Origin of the sequence: Methylococcus capsulatus, from assembly GCF_036864975.1 — a bacterium.
GTDB lineage: Bacteria > Pseudomonadota > Gammaproteobacteria > Methylococcales > Methylococcaceae > Methylococcus.
The window spans coordinates 2,684,150-2,708,091 of record NZ_CP104311.1 but is presented as its reverse complement, the minus strand read 5'-3'; the positions used below and the strand labels follow the sequence as shown (position 1 = coordinate 2,708,091).

Sequence of the window (23,942 nt, the reverse complement as noted above, 5' to 3'; positions counted from 1 at the left end):
GCGGGCAATAAAAACCCTGGAACGAGTGGAAATTCCTGCGTCGTGGCGCCGAAGTTGGAATTTTGTAAGACTGTAAGCAAAAAGAAGGAACGGAAATGGCCGCGCTCACAATTGAAACCGACAAATCCATCCGGAAGCCACCCGATGCAGACTCCCTTCCGACGCAAGCCGGACTCGCTGCCACAGGCGCCTGAAAAAGGAATCGGTCCGCGCCTCATCCCTCATACACACCGAAAGCCCGACATGAAGCCATCCTTCGAACCCGATACCCTTCCGACCGAAACCCTTGCCAGCGGGCCGGACCGCCGGCGATTCCTGAAAGCCGGCCTGGCCGTCACCGGCGCCGCCTTGACCGGCAGCGTCCGGGCGTCGCCGGCGCCGTGGATGACGCGTCCAGGCGCTCCCCTTTCCAATTACGGTCAGCCCTCGCCGCATGAGCGCGCCGTCATCCGGTGGGTCGCAGCCAATGCCGACGCACCAGGGAACGGGGTATCCTGGACGCCGCTGGAACGACTGGAAGGCATCGTCACCCCCAGCGGCCTGCATTTCGAGCGCCACCACAACGGCGTGCCGCAAATTGATCCCGCCATCCATCGCCTGGTCGTACACGGCTTGGTGGGCAAGGCTTCCTCCTTTGGCATCGATGACCTGCTGCGCTATCCGATGATCTCACGCCTGGGCTTCATCGAATGCGGCGGTAACAGCAATGCCGGCTGGCACCAGGAGCCGATGCAGGTCCCGGCCGGGAATCTCCACGGCCTGGCTTCCTGCAGCGAATGGACCGGCGTTCCGCTGGCTACCGTGCTGGAGGAATGCGGCCTGCGGCCGAACGCCAAATGGCTGATCGCGGAAGGCGCTGATGCTGCCGCGATGAACGTCAGCATTCCCCTGGAAAAAGCGCTGGACGACGCCGTACTCGCCCTGTACCAGAACGGCGAGCGCCTGCGGCCGGAGAACGGTTATCCTTTGCGGCTCATCCTGCCCGGCTGGGAAGGCGTTACCCATGTCAAATGGCTGCACCGCCTGCAGCTCGCCGAGCAGCCGGCGATGGCCCGCAACGAAACCGCGAAATACACCGAGCTGCTGCCCTCCGGCCAGTCCCGGCAGTTCAGCTTCGTCATGGAAGCCAAGTCGCTCATCACCCGCCCCTCCGCCGGCCAGTCCCTGCCCGGCCCCGGCTTGCACCCGATCTCCGGCCTGGCCTGGAGCGGCCGGGGAACGATCCGACGAGTGGAAGTCTCCACCGACGGGGGACGAACCTGGCGCGATGCAATGCTAGACTCGCCCGTCTTGCCCCAATGCTTCACCCGCTTCCGCCTGCCCTGGCACTGGGACGGTGCTCCCGCTGTGCTAAAAAGCCGGGCCACCGACGAAACCGGCTATATCCAGCCCGAACGCCAGACCCTTATCGCCGAACGCGGGCGCCACGGTTATTTCCACTTCAATGCGATCGTATCCTGGGCCGTCGCCGTCGATGGGAGCATCAGCCATGTCTATGCGTGAGGGAGGGCTCGCTCTGTTCATCGCACTGGTCGGCGCTCCTGCAGCGAGCGCCCCCGAAGGGCCGCGCCTAGGACAACCGCTGGAACCGGCCGCGATCTCTGCTCTGGATATCACGGTGTTCCCCGACGGCACCGGCCTTCCGCCCGGTGAAGGCACGGCGGTCGAAGGCAAAGCCATTTACGATGCCAGATGCGCCGCCTGCCACGGCCCTAATGGCAGCGGTGGCAGTGCAGAGGAACTGGCCGGCGGCCGCAACCCGCTGACTAGCGCCGAACCCGACAAAACCATCGGCACTTATTGGCCCTATGCCAGCACGATATTCGACTTCATCCGCCGTTCCATGCCGCTGGATGCACCGCGCTCACTGAGCGACGACGAGACTTATGCCCTCACCGCCTACCTGCTCCATGCCAACGGCATCATCGGCGAGCGCGATCCGATCAACGCCTCGACGCTACCGAAAATACGCATGCCGAACGCCGCCGGCTTCGTTTGGGCCTATCCCGAACGGCAACCCCGCTGACATTCCGATCGATACGACCATGCAATTCCCCGAAGACCAATCCCCCCGCGACCGCGAATCCATCTCCACCCACGCCGGCCTGATCTGGCAATGGCTGGATGCCAATATCCTCGAACTCGGCCGCCAGATCCGGCTCAGTTACCTGCCCCCGCTCATGGTCTACCTGGCCGCCGGCATTTCGGGACTGACCGGCATCGTCGGCACCTTCTTCGTCAAGGAATACCTGGGGCTTTCGGCCGAATTCCTCGCTTCGCTCGGGTTCTGGGCCATGTTGCCCTGGGCGATGAAGATGCCCATGGGGCACCTGGTTGATCTACTTTGGCGACACAAGGGACGCCTGATCTACTTAGGCGCGGGACTCGTCGCCCTGAGTCTCCTCATCATGATCGGCTTGCTCGCCAAACCGGCGGCAATGCGGGAAATCATGGCGCCCGAAAGCTGGTATGTGCTCTCGGTCCTGCTGGCTCCGATGGGCTATGTCATCCAAGACACGGTGGCCGACGCCATGACCGTGGAAGCCGTCCCCCGCGTGGATGAGGAAGGCCACGCCGTTCCCGAGGAACAGCTCAAACTCGCCCACACCACCATGCAGACCTTGGGGCGCGTCGCCATCATCAGCGGCACCCTGCTGGTCGCCGCCATCAATGTGTTCATGTTCAACGGTGTGGAAACCATGGACATTGACCAGAAAAAGGAAATCTACCTCGAAATCTACCGGCTGGCCCTCGTCATCCCGGTCGTTTCCGTCGCCGGTGTCTGGCTGTCCGCGATGGTCCGGAATCGTGAGGCCCGGCGTCTCGCCGCCCAGGGATTCGAACTGGACGCAATCGAAAAACTGCAAAGCGCGCATGTCGAAACGCCGGAGGTAAACTGGTGGATACTCGGCGGCAGTCTCGCCTTCCTGGTGTTTTCCGTCGTCATGGGCCTGGCCGATTTCAAGTTCAGCGCCGAAATCGTCTTCGCCGGCTCCATGGGCATAGTCCTGTTCCTGATGCGGCAGCTCACCCAAGACCTCGCCCCCGACGCCCGCTTCGAACTCCTCGGCACGGCCGCCGTGATCTTCGTGTTCCGTGCCGTTCCCACCAGCGGCGCCGGCTCCACCTGGTGGATGATCGATGAGCTCGGCTTCGATCAACAGTTCCTTTCCAAACTATCGCTGCTGGCCAGCGCACTGGCGCTGTTCGGCATGTTCGTCTTCCGCCGCTTCATGGCCGAGCGCTCGGTGATCTATGTGTTCGGCGCGCTCACCGTCGCCGGCGCCTTGCTATACCTGCCGAACATCGCCATGTTCTATGGCTTCCACCACTGGACCTCGGCGCTCACCCATGGCCTCATCGACGCCCGCGCCATCGCCTTGATCGATACCGCGCTCGAATCGCCCCTCGGCCAGATCGCCATGATCCCAATGCTGACCTGGATCGCCCGCTCGGCTCCCCCTGCGCTCAAAGCGACCTACTTCGCCGTCATGGCTGCATTCACCAACCTGGCGCTGTCACTCTCACAGCTCGGCACGAAATATCTGAACCAGATATTCACGGTGACCCGCCAAGTGACAGACAGCGTCACCGGCGCCGTCAAAATCCCCGCCGACTACAGCCAACTCGGCGCGTTGTACATCAGCGTCGCCCTGCTCGGACTGATTCTACCGCTCACCACGATATATCTGGTCCAGCGCCATGCGCCGCGGCTTGCTCGACAGGATGCCCGAAATTAAAACTATCCCTGCCGTGTTCTGGGAACCGGGCTTTAAAGACTAGGCCAAACCGGAGGAAAACACTGCTCCGCGGCAAATTTGCAAAACCTCACTGGTTTTACATGAGCCGCCGAACTACGAATCCGAACCTCGCCACCCGATGAACTCCTTCTTCAGCCAAACCGCCGCCGACATGTCCGGGAAAAAATACGCGTCATGTCATTCGGTTCCAGAACCCACGACGAACAATGCGCCGGGGACATCGACTTGCTGGATCGACCTCGCGACCTTCGACACGAAAAAATAACGCGAGAGTCTGACATTCGTCATCCGCCTGCAAAAGACGGCTGGACGGCCAGTGCTTCGACGCCAGAGCCGCCCATATACCGAATCCTGCATGAAACCGCGAGACCCTTGTGAAAGACACTACATCTTCGCCTTTGTAGCGATCTATCGTATGCTCACATTGTGTGATCGATATGGAATTGACAAATATAATAAGCATGAATGCGACAGAAAGTACACGAGTTCACTCGACCTGAACATTCTGAACTGCTAGGTAGAACAAATTGAATAAGTTGCGTTTCATATGTGCAACCCGAGAAACCCGGAAGGGCTTTTTCGAAAAGACTCTTCTAGGTCGAACATTGAAACTTTTTGAAAGTCTTCCCTTGATAGGGCTGGAACTTAGCGCAGAAAATACTCGCGGCCTGCCAGAGGTTTATAATGAAGCCATAGATAAATCAAAATCAGATCCCGCCATTTTATTATTCTCACACGACGATATACAAATTCCTGACATCTACTTACCAAACCAAGTACACGCAGCCATGAAACATTTCGATATTGCTGGAGTCGCAGGCAACACACGCCGACTTCCAGCTCAACCTTCATGGTATTTTTCAGCCTTTTCAAATAACCGACTGGTCCGCGATGAAATAACCAATCTGAGCGGCATCGTAATGCACGGAAATGGTTTTCCAGAATGCAAACTAAGCTATTATGGCCGCCCTGGAAAATCAGTAAAGCTTCTGGATGGATTGCTTTTGATTACCAAAAGCGACACCTTACATAAACACGAACTCAGGTTCGACCCATTATTCAAATTTCACTTTTACGACATGGATTTATGCCGCCAAGCTGAATCAAAGAACTTAATCATGGGCACGTGGCCTATAACTGTAATTCATGGCAGCGCTGGCGACTATACCTCAACGAGCTGGAAAGAATCTTATATAAAATATTTGAACAAATATGGGGAGCATGATGTTGAAACAAACCAAAGCCCATGACAAACATAATGCTGACCTCTTGGCTATTCTGCCATTAAACGCTGAGCGGATCATCGAGGTGGGGTGCAGCACGGGAGCCTTGGCTAGGGAGTACAAGAAGCTGAACCCGAAATGCAACTATATAGGAATAGATATCGATCCAGACTACGCAAAACTTGCCGAGCGTTACTGTGACTCCACATTGGCAATTGATATAGAAAGAATACCAGAAGACATTTTTATCTCTCTGTTTCCATCAGACTGTTGGATTTTTGGGGATACATTGGAGCATTTTCATGATCCTTGGTCTGTTTTAACCAGAATACGCAAAATGATTTCTCAAAGTGGCTGTATATCTGCTTGCATCCCCAATGCCCAGCATTGGAGCGTCCAGGCACGTCTGAATTCCGGTAATTTCGTTTATGAGGAGGTCGGCCTACTCGATAAGACTCATTTGCGATGGTTCACTCGAACCACGATGTTAAACCTCTTCAATGATTGCGGATTCAGAGTAGAGGTAATTATACCTAGAATTTTTTACGAGCCTGGCAGAGATAAGGTTATGAGCGCCGTGCGCGCGATGGCCATAAGTATAGGGTCTGATCCGGAAAGAGCGGCCATAGACGCGATGCCAATTCAATATGTGATACGTGCTGCTCCAATATGATACATGCCTTTATTATAAAGGTGCCGCTTAATCATTTCCTCGCTCAAAATTGATAACGAGATGCTTTTGGTAAAAATAATAAAAAATATTTTCAATAAATATTTCAGAACCAACCATTCCAAGGTAAGCGTCCTCATACCAGCTTACAATCATGAGCTGTATATAGAAGAAACCGTGAGAAGTATTTGGGGTCAGAACTATCCAAATCTTGAGATAGTCGCCGTCGATGACGCGTCCAGCGACAACACCTTCGCCATTTTAAATGGGCTAAAAAAAATCTCACCCATACCTATGATCGTCTCTAAAAACGATGTAAATCGTGGCCCTGCATTCACTCTCAACCGGGCGGCAGCGATGGCAAGCGGGGACCTGTTCATTCTTTTCTCCTCAGATGACTTGTTTACGCCAGGCAGAGTCACGCTGCAAGTCGATATATTGTCTAATAATCCTGAATTATATATTTTATATTGCAATGGTCGCGGATTGGATATAACTACAAATATGAGAAAAGGCGTGTGTCATACGCCCCAGGCGATCGAGCTTTTGCGGAAAGATGCCAAAGATATTTACCTGTATCTTATAACACATAAAAATTGTATTTTCGTGCATACCGCAATAATCAGACGCAGTCTTTTTGAGGCTGTGGGTGGCTATGATCCCAGCATGTTGGCCGAAGACTGGAGCCTCAATGTAAAGATTTTTCATTATTTGTCGTCACTTCCGGATAAACGCCATGCATTTTGTGATGAGATCGTTTTTGAATATCGGCTCCATGCTGATCAAAGTTTTCGAAATGATAAACGGCAGCTTGAGTCCAAATGGAAAATGATCGAGCGATATACGCCTGATCATCTAAAGCTTCAGGCGAGCAACAATATAATTTTGGAACATCTCAATGCTCCGTGGTGCCGACTGACCGATACGGAAAAGTCTGAACAACTTATCAAACTTGTAAGATTCCATGCCTCTCTGGGCGAGTGGTCGTCTGTACTGAGACTTTGTTCCAGATATATATATTTGTACCAAGATAATGAAGACCTGCGGTTACTAAAATCGGCTGCCGAAAATCATGTATATTCAAACGCCAATGCAGCGTCACTCTAGAGCGTTGGGGCGAAGATGATGATTTGGCGCATCATACAGGATTTTGCTTCTGCAACGATTTATGGAATTAAAGGTATTTGTGACGCCGAGAAATTACTACAAAAAGGACAGATCGACAAGGCGGAACAAGCCGCTCTGAACATGCTTAGATGCAGACCAGATAATGCCAAGGCCCTGCATCTTGCCGGATTTATCGCGCATCGGAAAGGGCAGCACTCCCAGGCTATTGGGTTAATTTCCAAAGCACTTGAATATGCGCCTAACGAGAGTCTTTATTATTTTAATCTGGGCAATGCATATCTTGCAGCCGGTGCCGTTGACAAAGGGATCCAGGCTCTGCAGACTGCCACGCAGCTTGATCCGGAGCGTATGGATGCATGGATGAATCTGGGGCTTGCGTTGATAGAAGCGAAACGCCATCCCGAAGCCATTGTCGCATTCAAACGTGTACTGGAAATCGATCCTGATAACGACGTCGATGTTGCCTTCGCTTCCGCGCTGGTAGGTGCCGGGATCACGCTCAAAGATTCCGCAATGGTGGATCGTGGAATCTCAGTGCTCGCGTCGAAGCCCAGGGAGGGTTATGAACGCTATGCGGCGGGGGTCATCCTGGCCAGGGCGCTGGAACACCGGAATCGGCTCAGCGAAGCCGTCTTGCAACACCAAGCGTTGCTCGAAACAAACCCAGGCCATGTCGGAATCCGCAATAATCTCGCTCGCTGTCTGGTCCAGCTCGGGCGCGTAGAGGAAGCCAGAACACACTATCGATTGTGCGTTAATGCGGAACCAGACAAATATCATGCATTTTCGGCATTGCTCGCCGGCCTGAATTATGAACCCCATCTGACGCCAGAGATGCACGAGACTGAAGTGCGAAACTGGGAGAAGCAGCTGGCCTTACCCCATTACCCAATCGACCCGGATTTTCCGAACGAGCGCGATCCGGAGCGTCCCCTCAAGATAGGATATCTATCGCCGGACCTCAGACAGCACGTCGTCGGCCACAATTTCCTGCCCTTACTTGAGCACCGGAACCGCGATCAGTTTTCGGTCTTTTGTTATCACATCGGGAAAAAGGAAGACCACATGAGCCGCAGGATTGCTGCACTTTCGGATCACTGGCGCCATCTTCATGGCGCTTCCGACGATGAAGTGGCTGCGCTCATCCGTGAGGACTGTGTCGATATTCTCGTAGACTTGTCAGGGCACACCTCCCATACACAGCCCTTGGTTTTTGCCCGCAAACCAGCGCCGGTCCAGGTGAGCTGGCTCGGCTACTTCGATACCACGGGGCTGGCCACGATGGATTGGTTCATCACCGATCCGTATTCATCCCCTCCGGATCAAAAGCAGTATTTTTCTGAAAGACTATACCGTATGCCGCATACCCGTCTTTATTACCACCCTTATCCCGACATGCCGGAGGTAGGGCAACTACCGGCAAAGCGGAACGGTTACATCACCTTCGGTTGTCTGAACAATCTGGCAAAGATCAACGCGCAGGTACTCGACCTCTGGGCACAAATTTTGGCGGCGTCGCCAACCAGCCGCTTGCTCATTCAAACAGTCGCGCTGTGCGACAGGCTCAACCTCGAGAGGTTTCGCGCTCTTTGTGTCGAACGGGGTTTAGACCCGGCCCGGCTGGAACTTCGGCCCGCAACCTCTCTGGAAAAGTTCGCACAGACCTACCACGAAATCGACATTGCACTCGACCCTTTTCCCTTTTGCGGTGGTTTCACCAGTTTCGACGCCTTGTGGATGGGGGTGCCGGTGATCACATTGGAACAGCAACGACTGGCTGGACGTCAGACGATTGCTATGTTGATGAATCTGGGGTTGCCAAATCTCGTGGCCAGAACGAAAACTGACTACCTGACAATCGCGCTCGACCTCAGTCGCAATTTGTCAGCACTCGAACGCTTGAGAGCAGATCTTCGGCGACGGTTTATCCAGTCTCCCCTGATCGACAGCCGTCGGTTCGCCATCGATTTGGAACGAGCATATCGAGTCTTCTGGAGAACGTGGTCTACGCTATCGAATAGCTGACTTCATCAAAAAGCGCCTCAGAAGAGGCGCTACTGGTACGAGAAAGCTGTTTCGTTAGCGGCAAGAGCCCGGAACGTATCTTGCTGGAGCTCCTGTGCACGACCAGACCGCCGATCCCAACACAGAATTCCAACTGGGGGTCAAGGTAATGCTTACGGAGGCGCCCACGCTGTCAGTGGCAGTACTTCCCTGTATCACGATCGTTCCGTCGTTGCCAACATCGCTGCCTGTCGCTATTTTTCCCCCAATCGCAACCGTCATACTCGTCCCGGAGCCGGAACATGTACCGGCCAGCTGACACTTTTCAGTGATATCCGTCCTGAATTTGCTGCCTGCAAGAATCAGTTCCGACACTTTCGCTCGAACCGTATAGTCCTGATAGGCAGGCAGAGCGACTGCTGCGAGGACACCGATGATCGCCACGACAATCATCAGCTCGATCAATGTAAAACCTTTTTGTACCGCTTTCATATCATCTCCTTGTTTTGATTCTGCTTGCGGGGACAGTGGCTTGCACCACTTGCATAAACATAGCAGAGACTTTACCTTACCGAAAGGGGCACCCCTGCGATTCACGGCATGGCGCTGACCAGCCTCTGCGCAACGTGCCGCAGTACCGGCGTCCAGTCTCCGTGGCGGGGCTGACGGAACAGCCGCACCGAGGGGTACCACGGCATGGTGTCTCCCGAAGCGAGATAACGCCATTCCGGCACACGCGGGACCAGTACCCAGGCCGGACGTCCCAAGGCTCCGGTCAAGTGAACGATGGAAGTGCACACCGTGATGACTCGGTCCAGTGCCATCACCAAAGCGGCGGTTTCATCATAGTCGTCAATGGCTTCCTGCCAATGATGGACCACGATTCCATGCTGTGCCTCCAAAGTCTGGAGTTCCTGACGACAATCGGTGTATTGCAGGCTCACGAAATGCATCCCCTTGGTCGCCAGAATTGGCAGCCACTCGCGGAGGGGGATCGAGCGTACCTCCCGCCGGGTCGTCCCCTGCCCGCCGCGCCAGGAGATACCGATTTTTGGACCGTCACCCAACGCTGCCAGCCGATTTTTCCAAAATGTCACACGCTTCGGGTCGGCCTCGAGATAACCCCGATGGTTGGGGAAAGCGGCCTCCTCGGTGCGAAAAATACTGGGGAGGTCCCCTATCGCCGTCTGGAAATCTATGGTCGCCACATCCGCGAGACAATCGACGCCGGTTTGCGCTCTTGACCTGCCAATGACCAAAACGTCCGGAAACGAACGTCGAAACAGGTTTTCCAGACGGATGTTACATTCCAGAACTATCTTCGCCCCTGTTTTATCCTGCAAGTCCTTGAGGCAGGATGAAAACATGATTTCATCTCCCAATCCTTGCTCGCCGTAAACCAGCAAGGTTTTTCCCGTACAGGGCTGGCCGTCCCAGGCCGGAAATGGGAACGAGCGGCTCTGTGTGCCACGATAACGCCACCGCAGGTGATACTCCCGCCATCCGTCGCCGAATCGCCGGTTTTTCAGGAGCACAACGGAGCGGTGAAACATGACCTCTTCACGAAACGGTTCTGCCAGCATGGATTCGAAACCCGCGAGGGCTTCATCGACCTTCCCGGCATCCGCCTTGGCCTGATAAAGATTGAAGCGAGCTTCGGTCAGACAGGGATTCAGTTCCAGTGCCTGCATGAAACAGTCCGATGCTTTGTTGACATCGCCTTTCCCATAATGCCACTGCAATCCCAAATTGTTATGGGCCGACGCATCCAGAGGATTCAATGCAATCACTTCTTCCCAGGCACGAATCGCCAAATCGATTTCATCCAGATCGTCATAAATCAATGCAATCTGCGACAAAAACACCCCCGATCCGGAATGACGATTCTTGGCTTCCTCGAGGAGAGCAAGGGCTTCTGGTCTGCTTCCGAGAGCGACACAATTTCTGGCCAGCTTATGCAGAATTTCAGAAGAATCAGGGGAGCAGCGTAAAGCCATCCGTAAACAGTAATCTGCCTCGACCAGATCGTTTTTACGCTGATATATGTCACCCAACGTGGCATACGCCGAGGCATATTCCGGATCGTGGTCTATGGCCTGTTCCAGCCATCTCAGCGCTGAATCGATCTCGTTTGCGGCCAGTTCCGCCATCCCGCGCTGAAAACAGATTTGCGCCTCACTCCGAACCTCGTCCGCTATGGATATCATCGTCGTGCTACCCTATCTCAGCGAAATTCATGAGTGATGATACATTCGTCAAACGTGCGAGTTCCTTACCGATTTCGGCTATGACCGGTTCCCAATGGAGCGGTTTCTCCTGCCGGAACAAACGGGCCGCGGGGTACCATGGCATGCGTGATCCCTCGCGCCCGTAGCGCCAGCCCGGCGAACTCGGTACCAGAACCCACACCGGCACTCCCAGGGCACCAGCCAGATGCACGACCGCCGTACAGACACTGATGACCAGATCCAAGCTGGCAACCAAAGCGGCCGTTTCCTCAAAATCGTTTTCAAGCCAGCGCCAGGAATGAATCCGAGTGCCGTGGCGCGAGTGAAGCAAATCCAGTTCGGCCCGGCAATCGGTATACTGAATATTAACGAAATGCGTGTCCGGCATCTGTAAAATAGGCAACAAGATTTCCAGGGGGATCGAGCGTAAATAAGCGTTGGTTCTGCTGGTCCCGCCTCGCCATGACAAGCCGATTTTCAGCCCCGGTCCAAGTGCGGCAAGCCGTTCTTTCCAACGTCCGATACGCTGTGGATCGGCTGTCAGATAGCCAGAATGGCGGGGGAACTCACAGATTTCGTTGCGGAAAAACCGGGGAAGGCTGCCTAAGGGTATTTGCAAGTCGATGGGGCGGAATGCTTCCAGCCAGATGTCCGGATTTTTGAACCTTTTGCCGGCAAATTCAGCCTGTGGAAAGGAACGCCGATACAGGGTTTCGAGTCGGGGATCACATTCGATCACGCACCGACCGCCTCTAGCAAACAGGTCGGGGAAGCAGCTGGCCAGCATGATTTCATCGCCGATCCCCTGTTCGGCGCAGACCAGTAGGTTTTTTCCTGCAAGGTCCTCCCCTTTCCATTCGGGGAGTGAAAAACGGTCGCTTGGAAATTCCGGCGCCAGACGCCGGTATTCCTGTTCCTCCCAGCCTTCACGGAAACGTCTAGCCGAAAGCAGCAGATGAGCTTTGGTCAAATGAATGTCACCGGACTCCGGTTCCAGCTCCAGGGCGCGGTCTAAGGCTGCGATCGCATCGTCGAGCTTGCCAAAATCCTGCAGCACGACACCGATATTGGCCTGGGCCAATGCGAAGCCCGGCTTCAGCGACAAAGCCCGTTCGAGCATCTCCAGCGCTTCCGCAGGCCTGCCCAAATCTCTCAGCAAAAGCCCGCAATTGTGCATGGCTTCGGCGAAATCCGGCTTCAGTTCCAAAGCGCGCTGGAAACATGTCAAAGCTTCTTCGAGGTCGCCTTTGCGCTGCAATGCAATCCCCAGATTGCACCAGGCGTAGGCGTAGGTGTCGTCCTTGGCCAGGATGGAACGGAAACATGTCTCCGCTCTTGCGCAGTCATCCAGGTCCAGCCAGACGATGCCGATGCGGTTGTGAGTTTTCACGTCGAGGCCAGGCATGTGTTCGGCCCGGCCCAGACATCCTGAGGCTTCCGCCAGACGCCTTTGAGCGAGCCTGATCCGGGCGAGATGGAGACTGGCCAAGGCCGCATCGGGCCGCAGTTCCAAAGCTTTCCGGCAACATGTTTCGGCAAGCGCCAGATTGCCCTCCGCCAAAGCTTGCTCGATTTGCTGATAAAGCTGATCCATCTCTGCCTCACCGGATTCGACGGATTCCGCTTTATCGGTATGGCAACGAAGTATTCCGGCCGGGGTAGACTCGTCGTCCTCCGAATTCTGCAAAGCCTGTGCTCTGCCCGGAAAGCAGAGATTTTTGAATAACTGCAGCAGCATGATGGAATCCGGTGGCGGACCGAGAGCCAGCCGTCAGCGGGCCTGTCTCTGATCGACCCGCAACATGCCGGCGAGTTCGGCGCGCCACTCGTCGGAATATTCGCAGTCGCGGTACTCCTCGAAATAAGGTCCGCCTATGGTGTAATGCGCAAGTGATACTTCGCGTGATGGCGTATCGTATCCCACCAGGTGATTCCAGCGATGAGGTATATGACCGATCAAGGCTTCGTCATCCAGCCACTTGAACTGGTGTAGATCGAGGCCGGATGCGGTATTCACGTAATCCGGCGTCAAGGCTTTGCATTTTGTGTTGTTAAAAAGCACGACGCTGGACCAATTTTTCTTCTCATAGCGGGTTTGTGCCGCGTCCAGAAATTTGATTTCTTCGGCTGGAACGTGGTCGTGCTTGACCACCTGTATCGCATAACGCTCATCCCGCAGGGCCCAGAGCTTTGCGATATCGTCGAGGACGAGCATGTCGCAGTCCAGGAAAACGGACCAGCCGGAAAATCCCGACAGATACGGGACCAGGAACCGACTGAAAGAAAAATCCGTTGACTGGAGCGGATTGCGTTCCCGCCGGTAAACCTGGCCGAGCTGGCTCAGCATCAAAGGCGTGATGGAAACCGGCCGGGACGCTCGAACGTGGATGCTGTGGGCCAGCACACTGAAAGCCAGCGCTTCGCGCGGATCATAGCCAATGAATATTCGAATGGGGGATATTTCTTGCATTGTGCTTTTGGTAATTCCGTCTTTATTTGTCAAAAGGATCGAAGCCGGTGTTTTTGTTTAAATTCCGATCAACGAACGAAATTGCCGAGAGTAAAGAAACCGATGCCATGTAGCGGCTTCACTTATATCTCATCGCCTGACAGGATAATTCCGTTCGTTAAGAACAACTCGTCGTTCCAACACGGAATATCGGAACCCATAAATGCGGTAATGGCGACACCCCCACCCTTCCTAGTGCTCTGGATACTGAGCCATCTCTGCCGATATGACGGCCTAGGTCAACTGCATTATATATTTTAATGATTTGGCATCAGATTATTTATATCCGGCGCTCGATATCAAGAGCGGTGTGGCTTTATGCCAACAACCCTCATATCCCTGGGCTCTCTCAATTTGAATTGAGCAGGCTCCTGACGCACGTTGATCAACCCGGCTTGACGCATGATTTCCGCAAGGCTCTCGGGCGTATAAGCCCAGCGGTGAACCATCAGCGGATCACGCCAGGTTGGATCGCCGTAAAGCACCCACATCGACCGCTGGCATTCCCTCCCTTCCCCTGTCGCGGCGTTGGGATTCCGGAGGATCTCCTGGCATGCCGCGAGCAAATTCGGACATTCCAGAATCATCCTGCCGCCAGGTTTCAGAACCCTGACCCATTCCCGTAGCACATCCTGTACCTCCCATCGCCAAAAATGCTCGATGACGTGAACGGAAAGAATCTCGTCAGCCATATCGCCATCAAACGGCAAGGCATGAAGATCGCAAATGATGTCCGGCACCTTTCCAGCCCGGGCGAGGGCGACGTCGATGTTCAGATGGCCGGGAAGTATTTTGTCCCCACAGCCGAGATTCAAACGCAAGGGGTCGGCATCGGCCGTGACTTGTTTGTGAGTCGTGCCTGAGCCGGTTTCGGCGATGAGCTCCAGCCAGCGGGCCCCCATGTGTTCCGGGGTCAGATGATCATTTATGAACACCTGGGCCTGTGCCACCTGGTTCGGCACCATGTCCGGATGGGTCAATGCCCACTTGATGCCCGTCACCAGATCTTCGCTGATCCAGGCCCAGTCGATGAAATCCTGATAGGCCGGCAGCGGATGGGCGACGACGTATTTGCCGGCCCAAAGCGCTTCGGTCAGTCTGTTGTGACTCTTGACGGATTCCCGTCTGCCCTCGGGATCGCCGGGGACGATCACCAGATCACAGCGTTCCATGGCATCTTCCAGAGCCCGCAAAGACCACTCGGAGAACAAGATACGGAAGTTTTTGCTGGCCGTAGCCGCATGCGTCGACAACAAATCCTCCAAACCAGGATTTCTGGAGGTGACGATCTCCAGCTCTATCGGGTATTGCTGCGCCAATGCCCTGAGAGAAGGAATCACCGCCAACAGCGCCGGCAGATTGGACGGATGCCCAAACCACAACAGGCGTGCGGCCTCCCGAGTGCTCGCAAACAGGCCCACGCGCCGCCCGACGGTTCTCATGGCGGAAGGCGCCTTTCGTTGCCCTTCGACCGGATCGGGAATGACGGCCGCGATCAGACCGGTGTGCTGCAAAACCACCTTGCCCATCGCCGCAGTCGGTACGGTCACCCGGTCCGCCAGCGCCGCCATCGTCCGGTAGTGGGCGCTGAATTCTGGATGAATGAAATGATTGTCACTGATGTCGAACAGGACTTTCGCGCCGTTCCGCCGGGCGAAAGAAGCGGCTTGCTCGTTGGCCGGGTTGAAACTCTTGGAAAATATGACGACCTCGGCATCCAGCGAACCCCGCGGATAGGAATCCCAGTTCACCTCCGGGCCGATACCGTGAAACTCCACCTTATGTCCCTGGCTTTGGAGATACCTGCCCGGCAAGAGCATGCGATAGCGCGCGCTAGCCATGTCCGAAGTGATTGCACCATTCTCTGTACGGAGACTGGCGAAGGTGATCCAGCTAATTTTCATCGAGATAGGCGATCAGTTCATTTCTCACGCGAAGAATGAGTTCCTCCCACGCAAACGGCGCAGCCTGCCTGAATACACGGCAGGTTGGATACCAAGGCATCGTGCCTCCAGTCACCCCGTACCGCCATTCTGGCCCTACCGGCGCCATGACCCACACGGGCCGCCCCAGCGCACCGCCCAGATGCACCACCGCCGTACAGACGCCGATGACCAGATCGAGCGCCCCCAAAAGCGCGGCCGTTTCGTCGTAATCGGCGATGGCCGCAGGAAAATGATGGAGGGTCAGTCCGTGGACCGACCCGAGCTTTGCGATCTCGTCCCGGCATTCGTCGTACTGCAGGCTGATGAAATGCGCACCGGAAACTTCGAGTAGCGGCACCAGCGTGTCCAGGGGCATGGAACGATAGCTCTGGCGGGTCTGACGGGTGCCGCCCCTCCAGGTGATGCCTATCTTCAAACCGGGGCCGAGCCCTGCCAGCGACCGGCGCCAATATGACATACGTGCTTCGTCCGCCTTCAGGTAGCCGGTGTGTTGCGGGAAATCCTCCAGTCGCCGGCGGAAATGCAGAGGCAGGCTGCCCACCGGAATGCAACAATCGATCGGCGGTAGACCTGACAACCCGCTCGGTTCGTCATGTTGGCCGCCGTCATGCACGGTGGCGGTCGGGAATGAGCGACGGAACATCGGTGCCAGTTTTTTGTGGCATTCGATCACGCAATGGCCGGACCGGACGATGATGTCGGGCAGACAGGAGGCGAACATGATCTCATCGCCCAGACCCTGTTCGGCGTAGACCAGAATGGTTTTGCCGCTCAGCTCCGTTCCATCCCAGCGCGGAAAGGGGAGAGCCCGCCGGGGGCACTCCTCGTTGAGCAGGCGGAGTTCGTAGTCGGGCCAGCCCTGCTCGAAATCGTGCACCAGCAGCTTGGCCAGTGACCGGTGAAAACGCACCGCGCGGTTTTCCGGTTCCAGATGCAAGGCCTTGTCGTAACTGGCGAGCGCTTCATCGATGCGGCCTAGGTCCTGCAGGGCGATGCCGCGATTGCCGTGAAGTTCCGCATGGTTCATTCCCAGCGCCACCGCCCGATTGAAATGGGTGATGGCCAGATCGGGCCGGAAACGGTGCTTGAGCCACATGAAGCCCAAGGCGGCCTGCGCTTCGGCGTGGTCCGGCACCATATCGGCCCAACGCTCCAGAAGCTCCGCGGCGCCATCCGGCCAGTCGAGTTTCGTCTGAATACCTACCCAATGCCGCAGCGCCAGACCAAAACGGGGGTTCAGGTCCAGCGCCCGCCGGAAGCTCTCGGACGCCTCCGTCAGTTGGGAGCGCTTTTGCTGGCAGAGTCCTAAGTTACACCACGCCAAGACACTGGTCTCGTCCACGGCAAGCGCTCGTCGATAGGCCGACTCGGCCTCCTCCGGCTTATCCGACGTCAGCTGGACATTGCCGAGGTCGATCCAGGCTTCCGTGAAATCGGGTTTGAGCCGCACCGCCTTGGCCAGATTCCGGCCAGCGGTCGCCAACTCACCACGCATGCCCTGCAAGCGTCCGAGGCCATGGAGAGCCACCGGCGATTCCGGGTTTTGCCGAAGGAGGGAAACCCAAACGGCTTCGGCATTTTCCGCATCGCCTGATGCCAGCCGTGCGTCTATTTCTTCCCAAGCGGCGGGAGAAATCTCGCGTCCACGCTTGCCGCGGTCCGCCCATACCCTGGCGGCCCGTTTGAGGACCTGAGCGAGCATGCGTTTGCGGCGTTATTTTCTGCTGAGATAGACGATCAGCCCTTCGGTCGCCACCTCGATGAATTCCTTGCTGTAGCCGAGCTCCTTCAACTCCCAGCGGAACGTATTACCGAATTTGGCTTTCTTGTACATCCCCAGGGCCTTTTCCTGGTTGAACCGTTTGGCCTTCGCATAGGCATCTTCGAGGATTTTGGTGAGCCGGTTGGCGGAAATCTTTTTCTCCGGGGCGGTGTCCATGGATGGCGGGTAGCGTTTGGCGATGTCCTGCGCCAGCGTTTTGGCGAACAGATCGAGCTCTTTATTGGCGGAGAACCAGGAGAACAGGCCCATGTTGTTGCATCCCTCGACTATATTTAGAATTTTCGATCAATGTGCTGTAAAGCATTTGCGGTGGGAGAAAACTAGCAGATTTGCAACTTTCCGCAAGGGATCGCGCGCCATGGTCCCACACCGGGTGCACACGGACATACCCTTGCCGGCGCCAGGGAACGCCGTGTTTTTTCGGCGTCAACGGCTTGACGAAAACGTTCTGCGGCCCAAGAGTTCCGTTACAGGGCGGAAAGAACGCCCGATCGCTTTCCCACCCGATGCCCGGAACATGGCCGAACATCTCTATCCCGGTTTTTTCAGCGAACTCCTGGTGCTGCTCCTGGCATCCCTCGCCAGCGTACTGCTGTTTCAGCGCCTGCGCCTGCCCGACATCCTGGCCTATCTGTTCGCCGGCGGTCTGGTGGGGCCGTTCGGCTTCGGCATGGTGACCAACGGTGCCAACATCCATTTTCTGTCCGAGCTGGGCCTGGTGTTCCTGATGTTCGAACTGGGGCTGGAGTTCTCGCTTCGCCAGTTGCTGCACCTCAGCCGCGCGGTGTTCGGCCTGGGTTCCCTGCAGATGCTGCTCACCCTGTCGGTATTCGCATCGGCGCTTTTCTTTGGTTTGGACTGGCCCCTCGGCGCCACGCTGGTGGTCGCGGGTTCCCTGGCGCTGTCTTCGACGGCACTGGTCGTCCGCGAGCTGCGATCGCTCAAGCTCATCAACCGCCACCATGCCCAGCTTGCGGTGGGCGTGTTGATTTTTCAGGATTTGGCCGCGTTGCTCGGTCTGATCCTGGTGCCCGCGCTGGCCGGAAACAGCGGGCGCGCCCTGCATGAACAGCTGCTTCACGTCGTGGAAAAGGGTGGCATTCTGGTCGTGATATTGACAGGTGCTGGCAAATGGCTGCTGCCGACCATCTTTCACGAGGTCGCCCGGAGCCGCTCGGACGAAATCTTCGTCCTGACGGTGCTCGTCATCATCCTGCTGTCGGCCTGGCTGACGCAGACTTTCGGCCTGTCGATGGCGCTCGGGGCGTTCCTCACGGGGGTGATGCTCGGGGAGTGCGAATTCCGCCATCAAGTGGAAGCGGACATCCGCCCATTCAAAGACATTCTGATGGGCGTGTTTTTCGCCAGCGTCGGCATGCAGATCGATTTCGGCCTGCTGGTACAGGAAGGCCGCATCGTCCTGTTCGGCATCGTCCTGCTGATTCTGGCCAAGTCGGTGGTGATCGCCCTCGCCGCCCGGCTCATGGGCGAATCAGCCACGACGGCGAGCAAGACCGGCATCATACTCGCCCAGGCCAGCGAATTCGGGCTGGCCCTGATCACCTTGGGAGCGCAACTCCACGTGCTCGCCCAGCGGATCGCTTCGCTGTCGCTGGCCATTGTCGTCGGCAGCCTGATCCTCGCGCCCTGGCTGATCCGCTACAACTTCGAAATCAGCCAGTGGCTCTGCCGTCTGGCGGGCCAGAAAGTGTCGGGCCGGGACCGCGAGATGAGCCGGATTCCGCCGAACCTGTCCGACCACATCATCCTCGCCGGTTACGGACGGGTCGGCCAGATGATCGCGAAGTTCCTCAAAAACAACGGCATCCCCTTCATCGCCCTGGACCCGGACGGCAACCGGATCAAGGAGGGACGGGCAGCCGGCGATCCGGTGATCTACGGCTCCTGCGCGCGAATCGACCTGCTGCGACGCTGCCACATGGAACGCGCCCGGCTTGCCATCCTCACTTTCAAGTCGCTGAGCGAAGCGCGCCGGATCATTACCCAGATACGCCGCCAGGGCTATACCTTGCCTATCGTGGTACGCACCCAAAACGAAGCGGACTATGCCGAACTGATCGCGGCTGGTGCCGACTATGTCATCCCGGAAATGCTGGAATCGAGCCTGGTGATCGCTGCCAAAGTCTTGAGCCTGCTGGGGTATTCCAAGACCGTGGTGCAGCCCCAGATCGATGCCGAAAGAGCGCTGCATCCACAGATCAAAGAAACCGCCGCACCGGAACGCGAGGATGGTAGCCGCAGTCCGCCCAGGTAACGCCCTGGGCTTTCAGGCAAAGATTCGTCGTTCCGGCATCCATCCGGACCGGCCTCATTACGGACTTCAGTCACACCTTACCTCTCCTCGGCGGCTGTGGCGCCCTGCGCCTGAATCGCCGTGATCACCACCGTGTTGACGATATCGGCCACCGTGCAGCCGCGGCTGAGATCATTCACCGGCTTGGCGAGTCCTTGCAGGATGGGGCCGATGGCCAGCGCGCCGGTTTCACGCTGCACGGCCTTGTAGGTATTGTTGCCGGTGTTGAGGTCGGGAAACACGAATACGGTAGCGCGGCCGGCCACCGGCGATCCCGGCATTTTCTGGGCGGCGACGCCGGCATCGGCCGCGGCGTCGTACTGGATCGGCCCTTCCAGCAGGAGGTCCGGCCGGCGTTGGCGGGCGATGCGGGTCGCTTCCCGGACCCGCTCGACATCCTCCCCGTGTCCCGAGTCCCCGGAGGAATAGGACAACAGGGCCACCCTCGGCTCGATTCCAAAAGCCTTCGCCGTGTCGGCGGAACTGATGGCGATCTCGGCCAGTTGTTCAGCATTGGGATTCGGATTGACCGCGCAGTCCCCGTACACGACCACGCCGCTGTCCAGGCACATGAAGAAGACGGAAGACACGATCGAGCAGCCAGGCCGGGTCTTGATGATCTGCAGTGCGGGCAGGACGGTATGCTGGGTGGTGTGGATGGCGCCGGACACCATGCCGTCCGCATCGCCCCGATAGACCATCATGGTGCCGAAATAGGAGACGTCGAGCAGACAGTCGCGCGCGGCGTCCAGGGTCATACCCTTGTGCCGCCGCAGCTGGAAATAGGTTTCCGCATAGGATTCGCGCCGGGCGTCGGTGGCCGGGTCGACGATGTCCAGAACCGCGGGATCGAGGACAATGGCATGCCGCCTCAGGGCATTTTCAACCTCCTGCCTGGAGCCGAGCAGGGTGAGACGAACGGCGTCGCGCTCGAGCAGGAAGGCGGAGGCGCGCAGCACCCGGGAATCGGTGGGTTCGGGCAGGACGATGTGACGCTTGTCGGCCTTGGCACGCTGCATCAGGTTGTAGGTAAACATCCGTGGCGTCAGACCGTCGAAGCGGAGGTTTCGCACCTGCGATTCCAGGGATTCGGCATCGACGTGGTCGTTGAAGGCAGTGATGCTGCGCTCGATTTTGCCGCGGTCGCCGGCCCTCAGCTTGCTTTTGACCTGGAGCGCCCGGGTCGCGGTGGTATAGGTATCGGTGGCCACGGCCAGGATGGGCAGCGAGTCGGACGAGCCCTCGATCAGGTCCAGAATCGACGGCTCGGGCCGCTGACCGCCCGACAGCAGCAGACCGGCCAGCGACGGGTAGCGGACCGAACGGTCGGCCTGCAGCATCCCGATGATGATGTCGCCCCGGTCTCCCGGCGTGATGACCAACTGCCCTTCCTGCAGCCAAGTGAGGGCATGCTGCAACTGCATGGCCGCCACCAGATAGCCGGACACGAGCCCGTCCAGACGCTCTCCGCCGCTCAGGATCTCCGCACCCAGCCGGTCTGCGATTTCCCGCACGGTGGGGCTCCCGAGCCTGGCGTCGAATGGAATCACTGCCTTCAGCCCGACCTTGTCGCCGAAATGGCCGACCAGCGCTTGCCGGTAAGCCGCGAGGTCTGCCGGATCGGCCTTGTTCAGGAATACCCCGGCCACCCGTCCGCCACGCTCGCGGCAGGCATCCACCGCGATTGCCAGTGGATGCACCGCCTCGTCCAGGGTCTTTCCCTGGGCACCGGCGATCATCAGCACTGGCGCACCGAGATTGCGTGCAATCTCTCCATTGAGCTCAAACTCGAGAGAGGCCATCTCACCGAGGTAGTCCGTACCCATGCAGACGATGACATCGCAACCCGCTTCCAGCTTCTTGTAAGCCGCGATGATGCGTTCCAGCAGTTCGTCGGCCCGGTTTTCGCTTAGCAGCGTCTGTGCCTCACGGTAAGTCAGGGCATAGGAATCCTCGTAGCGCTGTGGAAGAGCGAAATGATCGAGGACCAGCCGGATGTCCTCGTCCGGGCCATCCGCCTCGGGAATCACCGGCCGGAAAAATCCGACCCGCGTGGTCTTCCTCAAGGCGAATTCGGTCGCGCCGAGTACCACCAGGGCCTTACCTGCGTCGGCTTCGGTCGCCGTGACATAGAACGCATGGCTCATGCCTGTCCACCTTGTCGAGGAAAATCGGTTCGAATTTTGCCAGCGACGGACCGCACAATCACCGCCCCGGTGAGCACCTGCGGACCTCCAGGCGGTCTCCGATCCGACCGGAGGATGCAGACACCGCAGCGCACCTCCGAAGGAAGCGATCGGCGAAGCCGCGGTATCGTCCACCGGACAGAACAGTTTGGTGATCGCGACGGGGGAATAGTCGTAGAACGGCAAAGTCATGCCATTCCATCACGTTGCCGCGCAGTCCGGCAAGGATGATGCGGTCGTGACGGCGACGCCGCACGGTTGCAGAAGCCATGTGGATATGCGGAATCCTCGCCGGAGCAGAATCGGGGAAAGGAAAACCGCCGGAGTCGCAGGGGCGAAAGACAGGCTCGCCATCTGCTGCCACCGCAAATACAATTCGCAGCGCCCGTATCCACCCCGCCGCCCATAATCCCTTGGAACCGAGAAGCTTCCCTACGCTCAGCGTTACCGAGTCCGAGACTGCCGTACCTTCGCTCGCGGCGCTCGAGGCCGGCCAAGTCCATGTCTGGCATGGGGATCTGGGCAGCCTGTCCGCCCTGGCTCAGAACTGGCTTGACGAAGGAGAAACCCTCCGCGCGGCCCGCATCGGTCTGGCCGCGGCGCGGATCCAGTTCGTGACCGGGCGCAGGCTGCTGCGTGGCGTGCTCGGTCATTATCTCGGCCGCAAACCGGCCTCGCTCAGCTTCTCGATCGGCCCCCACGGCAAACCGGCTCTGCGTGACGAAGGCATCGAATCCGAGCTTCAGTTCAACCTCAGCCACTCCGGCGACGTGATCGTGCTGGCGTTGGCCTGGCGATCCCCGGTCGGGATCGACGTCGAGGCACGGCGCCCCCTGGCTCGTCTCGATGCGCTGGCCCGGCGTTGCCTGGCACCGAGCGAACAGGCACAGCTCGATGGCCTCGATGACGAAGCGGCGGCATGCGCCTTTTTCCGCTTCTGGGTGCGCAAGGAAGCATTGGGCAAGGCCTCGGGACAAGGCATGGCGCTGGGCCTGCAACACTGCGTTTCCAGCCTCGAAGGCCGGCCGCGCTGGCTTGGAATTCCGCCGCAATTGGGAGACGTGCGAGGCTGGTCGCTCGCCGAATTGTCGGTACGGGAAGGGTTCGAGGGGGCGGTCACGGTGCAGGCGGCGAACGCCCGGTTTTTCTCCGGCGAGATCGAACTCGAAGGCGAAAATCTGGAATTTGAAAACCTCAAATCGCTTCTGTATCCTACCCCGGACTGCGTATTGGGAAACGCGGCAGCGGATTCATCGCGGTACCTTTCCCGGTAAAGCCACTTGTGCCATCGATCTCCTGCTACCAGTTCGCCCGGTCGCCGTCGGCAGCGGCATAGTTCGATCCACACCGAAGAGATGAGAGAGATGAGTCAAGTACAGCAGGGCACCGTCAAATGGTTCAATGAAACGAAAGGATACGGCTTCATTCAGCGTGAAAGTGGCGCCGATCTGTTCGTCCATTTCCGCTCCATCCTGGGCGAGGGTTTCAAGACCCTGAAGGAAGGCCAGCGGGTCAGCTTCGTGGAAGTCCAGGGCGCCAAAGGTCCGCAGGCGGATCAGGTCAGCGTCATCTGATTTTCCGAACCGGATATTCGCGGAAAACAGGCCCTGCGGGGCCTGTTTTTTTACCTCCCGTCGGATCCGGAGCCAGAGCTCCAAGCTATGCTAAAATGCCAATCATTTTGAGGTTGTGTTCCACTCCCGGCATGCCGCCATCCCGAGCCGCACCCGGAGACTGGACCGATACGCAGACAAAAATTCGATTAGAATAATCCCGGGAAGGGCAAAACGCATGAAAATCAATCTGATATTGGCCTATGTATTCAAGTTCGTCACCTTCGTGTTCTTCAGCTTCATCATTCTGGTCTATGCCGGCCTGTTGATCCTGCTGCCGCTGGACATCCTGTTCCAGGTCATCCGCCTCTTCGCGGGCATCGGCTTTCCCACGGTCATCGCCGCGCTGCTCGGCATCGGTACGCTGGGCTATGTCGGTTACAAAGTGTACCTGGCGCCCTCGCTATACAAGCTGGTTTTCGACGTGGGCTATCAGTTGATCGAATTCACCCGCTTCCAGTTGAAACGTTTCGACGACCTCATCGCTGCCGAGCAAAGCGGCAAGAGCTGAGCACTCCGGGTCGTTCCGACGTTGTCCCGATGCCCGGCGCCGCCGGGCATCGCTCGTTTTGAGACA

General features: G+C 57.5%; 20 protein-coding genes. 12 read left to right on the top strand and 8 right to left on the bottom strand.

Going from position 1 to position 23,942, the window contains the following annotated elements:
- The first annotated feature begins 243 nt into the window (after positions 1-243).
- From soxC to N4J17_RS13230, 7 genes are all read left to right on the top strand, one after another.
- On the top strand, positions 244-1,503 hold the full coding sequence (soxC, locus tag N4J17_RS13260) for a sulfite dehydrogenase (RefSeq protein ID WP_198321899.1): 1,260 nt from the start codon (positions 244-246) through the stop codon (positions 1,501-1,503).
- A complete protein-coding gene (locus N4J17_RS13255) occupies positions 1,490-2,026 on the top strand; it encodes a c-type cytochrome (protein ID WP_232470254.1) in 537 nt (178 codons plus the stop codon). The genes soxC and N4J17_RS13255 overlap by 14 nt, the downstream gene beginning before the upstream one ends.
- A 19-nt stretch (positions 2,027-2,045) precedes the next feature.
- Positions 2,046-3,740, top strand: coding sequence for a hypothetical protein (locus tag N4J17_RS13250; RefSeq protein WP_198321898.1), 1,695 nt, complete (start codon positions 2,046-2,048; stop codon positions 3,738-3,740).
- A gap of 626 nt (positions 3,741-4,366) precedes the next feature.
- Positions 4,367-5,011, top strand: a complete 645-nt coding sequence (locus N4J17_RS13245) for a glycosyltransferase (protein ID WP_198321897.1) — start codon at positions 4,367-4,369, stop codon at positions 5,009-5,011.
- Positions 4,983-5,657: a class I SAM-dependent methyltransferase gene (locus N4J17_RS13240; protein WP_277458203.1), complete on the top strand. Its 675-nt coding sequence runs from the start codon at positions 4,983-4,985 to the stop codon at positions 5,655-5,657. Before N4J17_RS13245 ends, N4J17_RS13240 begins: the two co-directional genes overlap by 29 nt.
- A gap of 60 nt (positions 5,658-5,717) precedes the next feature.
- Entirely contained in the window at positions 5,718-6,761 is a 1,044-nt protein-coding gene (locus tag N4J17_RS13235) for a glycosyltransferase family 2 protein (protein ID WP_198321895.1), read from the top strand.
- 15 nt (positions 6,762-6,776) lie between these two features.
- Positions 6,777-8,807 (top strand): tetratricopeptide repeat protein, encoded by a 2,031-nt coding sequence (locus N4J17_RS13230; protein ID WP_198321894.1) that lies wholly within the window; start codon positions 6,777-6,779, stop codon positions 8,805-8,807.
- A 54-nt stretch (positions 8,808-8,861) separates the two neighbouring features.
- Here the strand turns inward: N4J17_RS13230 and N4J17_RS13225 are convergent, their stop codons facing one another.
- From N4J17_RS13225 to N4J17_RS13215, 3 genes are all read right to left on the bottom strand, one after another.
- Positions 8,862-9,278 (bottom strand): pilin, encoded by a 417-nt coding sequence (locus N4J17_RS13225; RefSeq protein WP_198321893.1) that lies wholly within the window; start codon positions 9,276-9,278, stop codon positions 8,862-8,864.
- Between the two features lie 101 nt (positions 9,279-9,379).
- A complete protein-coding gene (locus N4J17_RS13220; RefSeq protein WP_198321892.1) occupies positions 9,380-10,936 on the bottom strand; it encodes a tetratricopeptide repeat protein in 1,557 nt (518 codons plus the stop codon).
- 64 nt (positions 10,937-11,000) lie between these two features.
- Entirely contained in the window at positions 11,001-12,527 is a 1,527-nt protein-coding gene (locus N4J17_RS13215) for a tetratricopeptide repeat protein (protein ID WP_425326318.1), read from the bottom strand.
- On the opposite strand from N4J17_RS13215, the gene N4J17_RS13210 reads away from it, so the two are divergent.
- On the top strand, positions 12,465-12,740 hold the full coding sequence (locus N4J17_RS13210; protein WP_232470282.1) for a hypothetical protein: 276 nt from the start codon (positions 12,465-12,467) through the stop codon (positions 12,738-12,740). The genes N4J17_RS13215 and N4J17_RS13210 overlap by 63 nt on opposite strands.
- 45 nt (positions 12,741-12,785) lie before the next feature.
- Here N4J17_RS13210 and N4J17_RS13205 read toward each other — a convergent pair whose 3' ends face one another.
- From N4J17_RS13205 to N4J17_RS13190, 4 genes are all read right to left on the bottom strand, one after another.
- Complete coding sequence (locus tag N4J17_RS13205; RefSeq protein ID WP_232470253.1) at positions 12,786-13,517, bottom strand: glycosyltransferase; 732 nt, start codon at positions 13,515-13,517, stop codon at positions 12,786-12,788.
- Between the two features lie 305 nt (positions 13,518-13,822).
- A complete protein-coding gene (locus N4J17_RS13200) occupies positions 13,823-15,427 on the bottom strand; it encodes a methyltransferase domain-containing protein (protein WP_198321890.1) in 1,605 nt (534 codons plus the stop codon).
- On the bottom strand, positions 15,417-17,171 hold the full coding sequence (locus N4J17_RS13195) for a tetratricopeptide repeat protein (protein WP_198321889.1): 1,755 nt from the start codon (positions 17,169-17,171) through the stop codon (positions 15,417-15,419). Before N4J17_RS13195 ends, N4J17_RS13200 begins: the two co-directional genes overlap by 11 nt.
- Before the next feature lie 12 nt (positions 17,172-17,183).
- The gene (locus tag N4J17_RS13190) at positions 17,184-17,501 is read right to left on the bottom strand and encodes a hypothetical protein (RefSeq protein WP_198321888.1); all 318 of its coding nucleotides are present in this window, start codon (positions 17,499-17,501) and stop codon (positions 17,184-17,186) included.
- A 268-nt stretch (positions 17,502-17,769) separates the two neighbouring features.
- On the opposite strand from N4J17_RS13190, the gene N4J17_RS13185 reads away from it, so the two are divergent.
- On the top strand, positions 17,770-19,527 hold the full coding sequence (locus tag N4J17_RS13185; RefSeq protein ID WP_198321887.1) for a cation:proton antiporter: 1,758 nt from the start codon (positions 17,770-17,772) through the stop codon (positions 19,525-19,527).
- A 77-nt stretch (positions 19,528-19,604) separates the two neighbouring features.
- On the opposite strand, the gene pta is transcribed toward N4J17_RS13185, so the two are convergent.
- Complete coding sequence (pta, locus tag N4J17_RS13180; RefSeq protein WP_198321886.1) at positions 19,605-21,713, bottom strand: phosphate acetyltransferase; 2,109 nt, start codon at positions 21,711-21,713, stop codon at positions 19,605-19,607.
- 452 nt (positions 21,714-22,165) lie between these two features.
- Here pta and N4J17_RS13175 point away from each other — a divergent pair, with 452 nt between their 5' ends.
- From N4J17_RS13175 to N4J17_RS13165, 3 genes are all read left to right on the top strand, one after another.
- Positions 22,166-23,026, top strand: a complete 861-nt coding sequence (locus tag N4J17_RS13175) for a 4'-phosphopantetheinyl transferase family protein (protein ID WP_232470252.1) — start codon at positions 22,166-22,168, stop codon at positions 23,024-23,026.
- Between the two features lie 90 nt (positions 23,027-23,116).
- Positions 23,117-23,326, top strand: coding sequence for a cold-shock protein (locus N4J17_RS13170; protein ID WP_010960796.1), 210 nt, complete (start codon positions 23,117-23,119; stop codon positions 23,324-23,326).
- 217 nt (positions 23,327-23,543) lie between these two features.
- Positions 23,544-23,876 carry a hypothetical protein gene (locus N4J17_RS13165; protein ID WP_198321884.1) on the top strand — a complete coding sequence of 111 codons (333 nt, stop codon included), beginning with the start codon at positions 23,544-23,546 and terminating at the stop codon, positions 23,874-23,876.
- Positions 23,877-23,942: the final 66 nt, after the last annotated feature.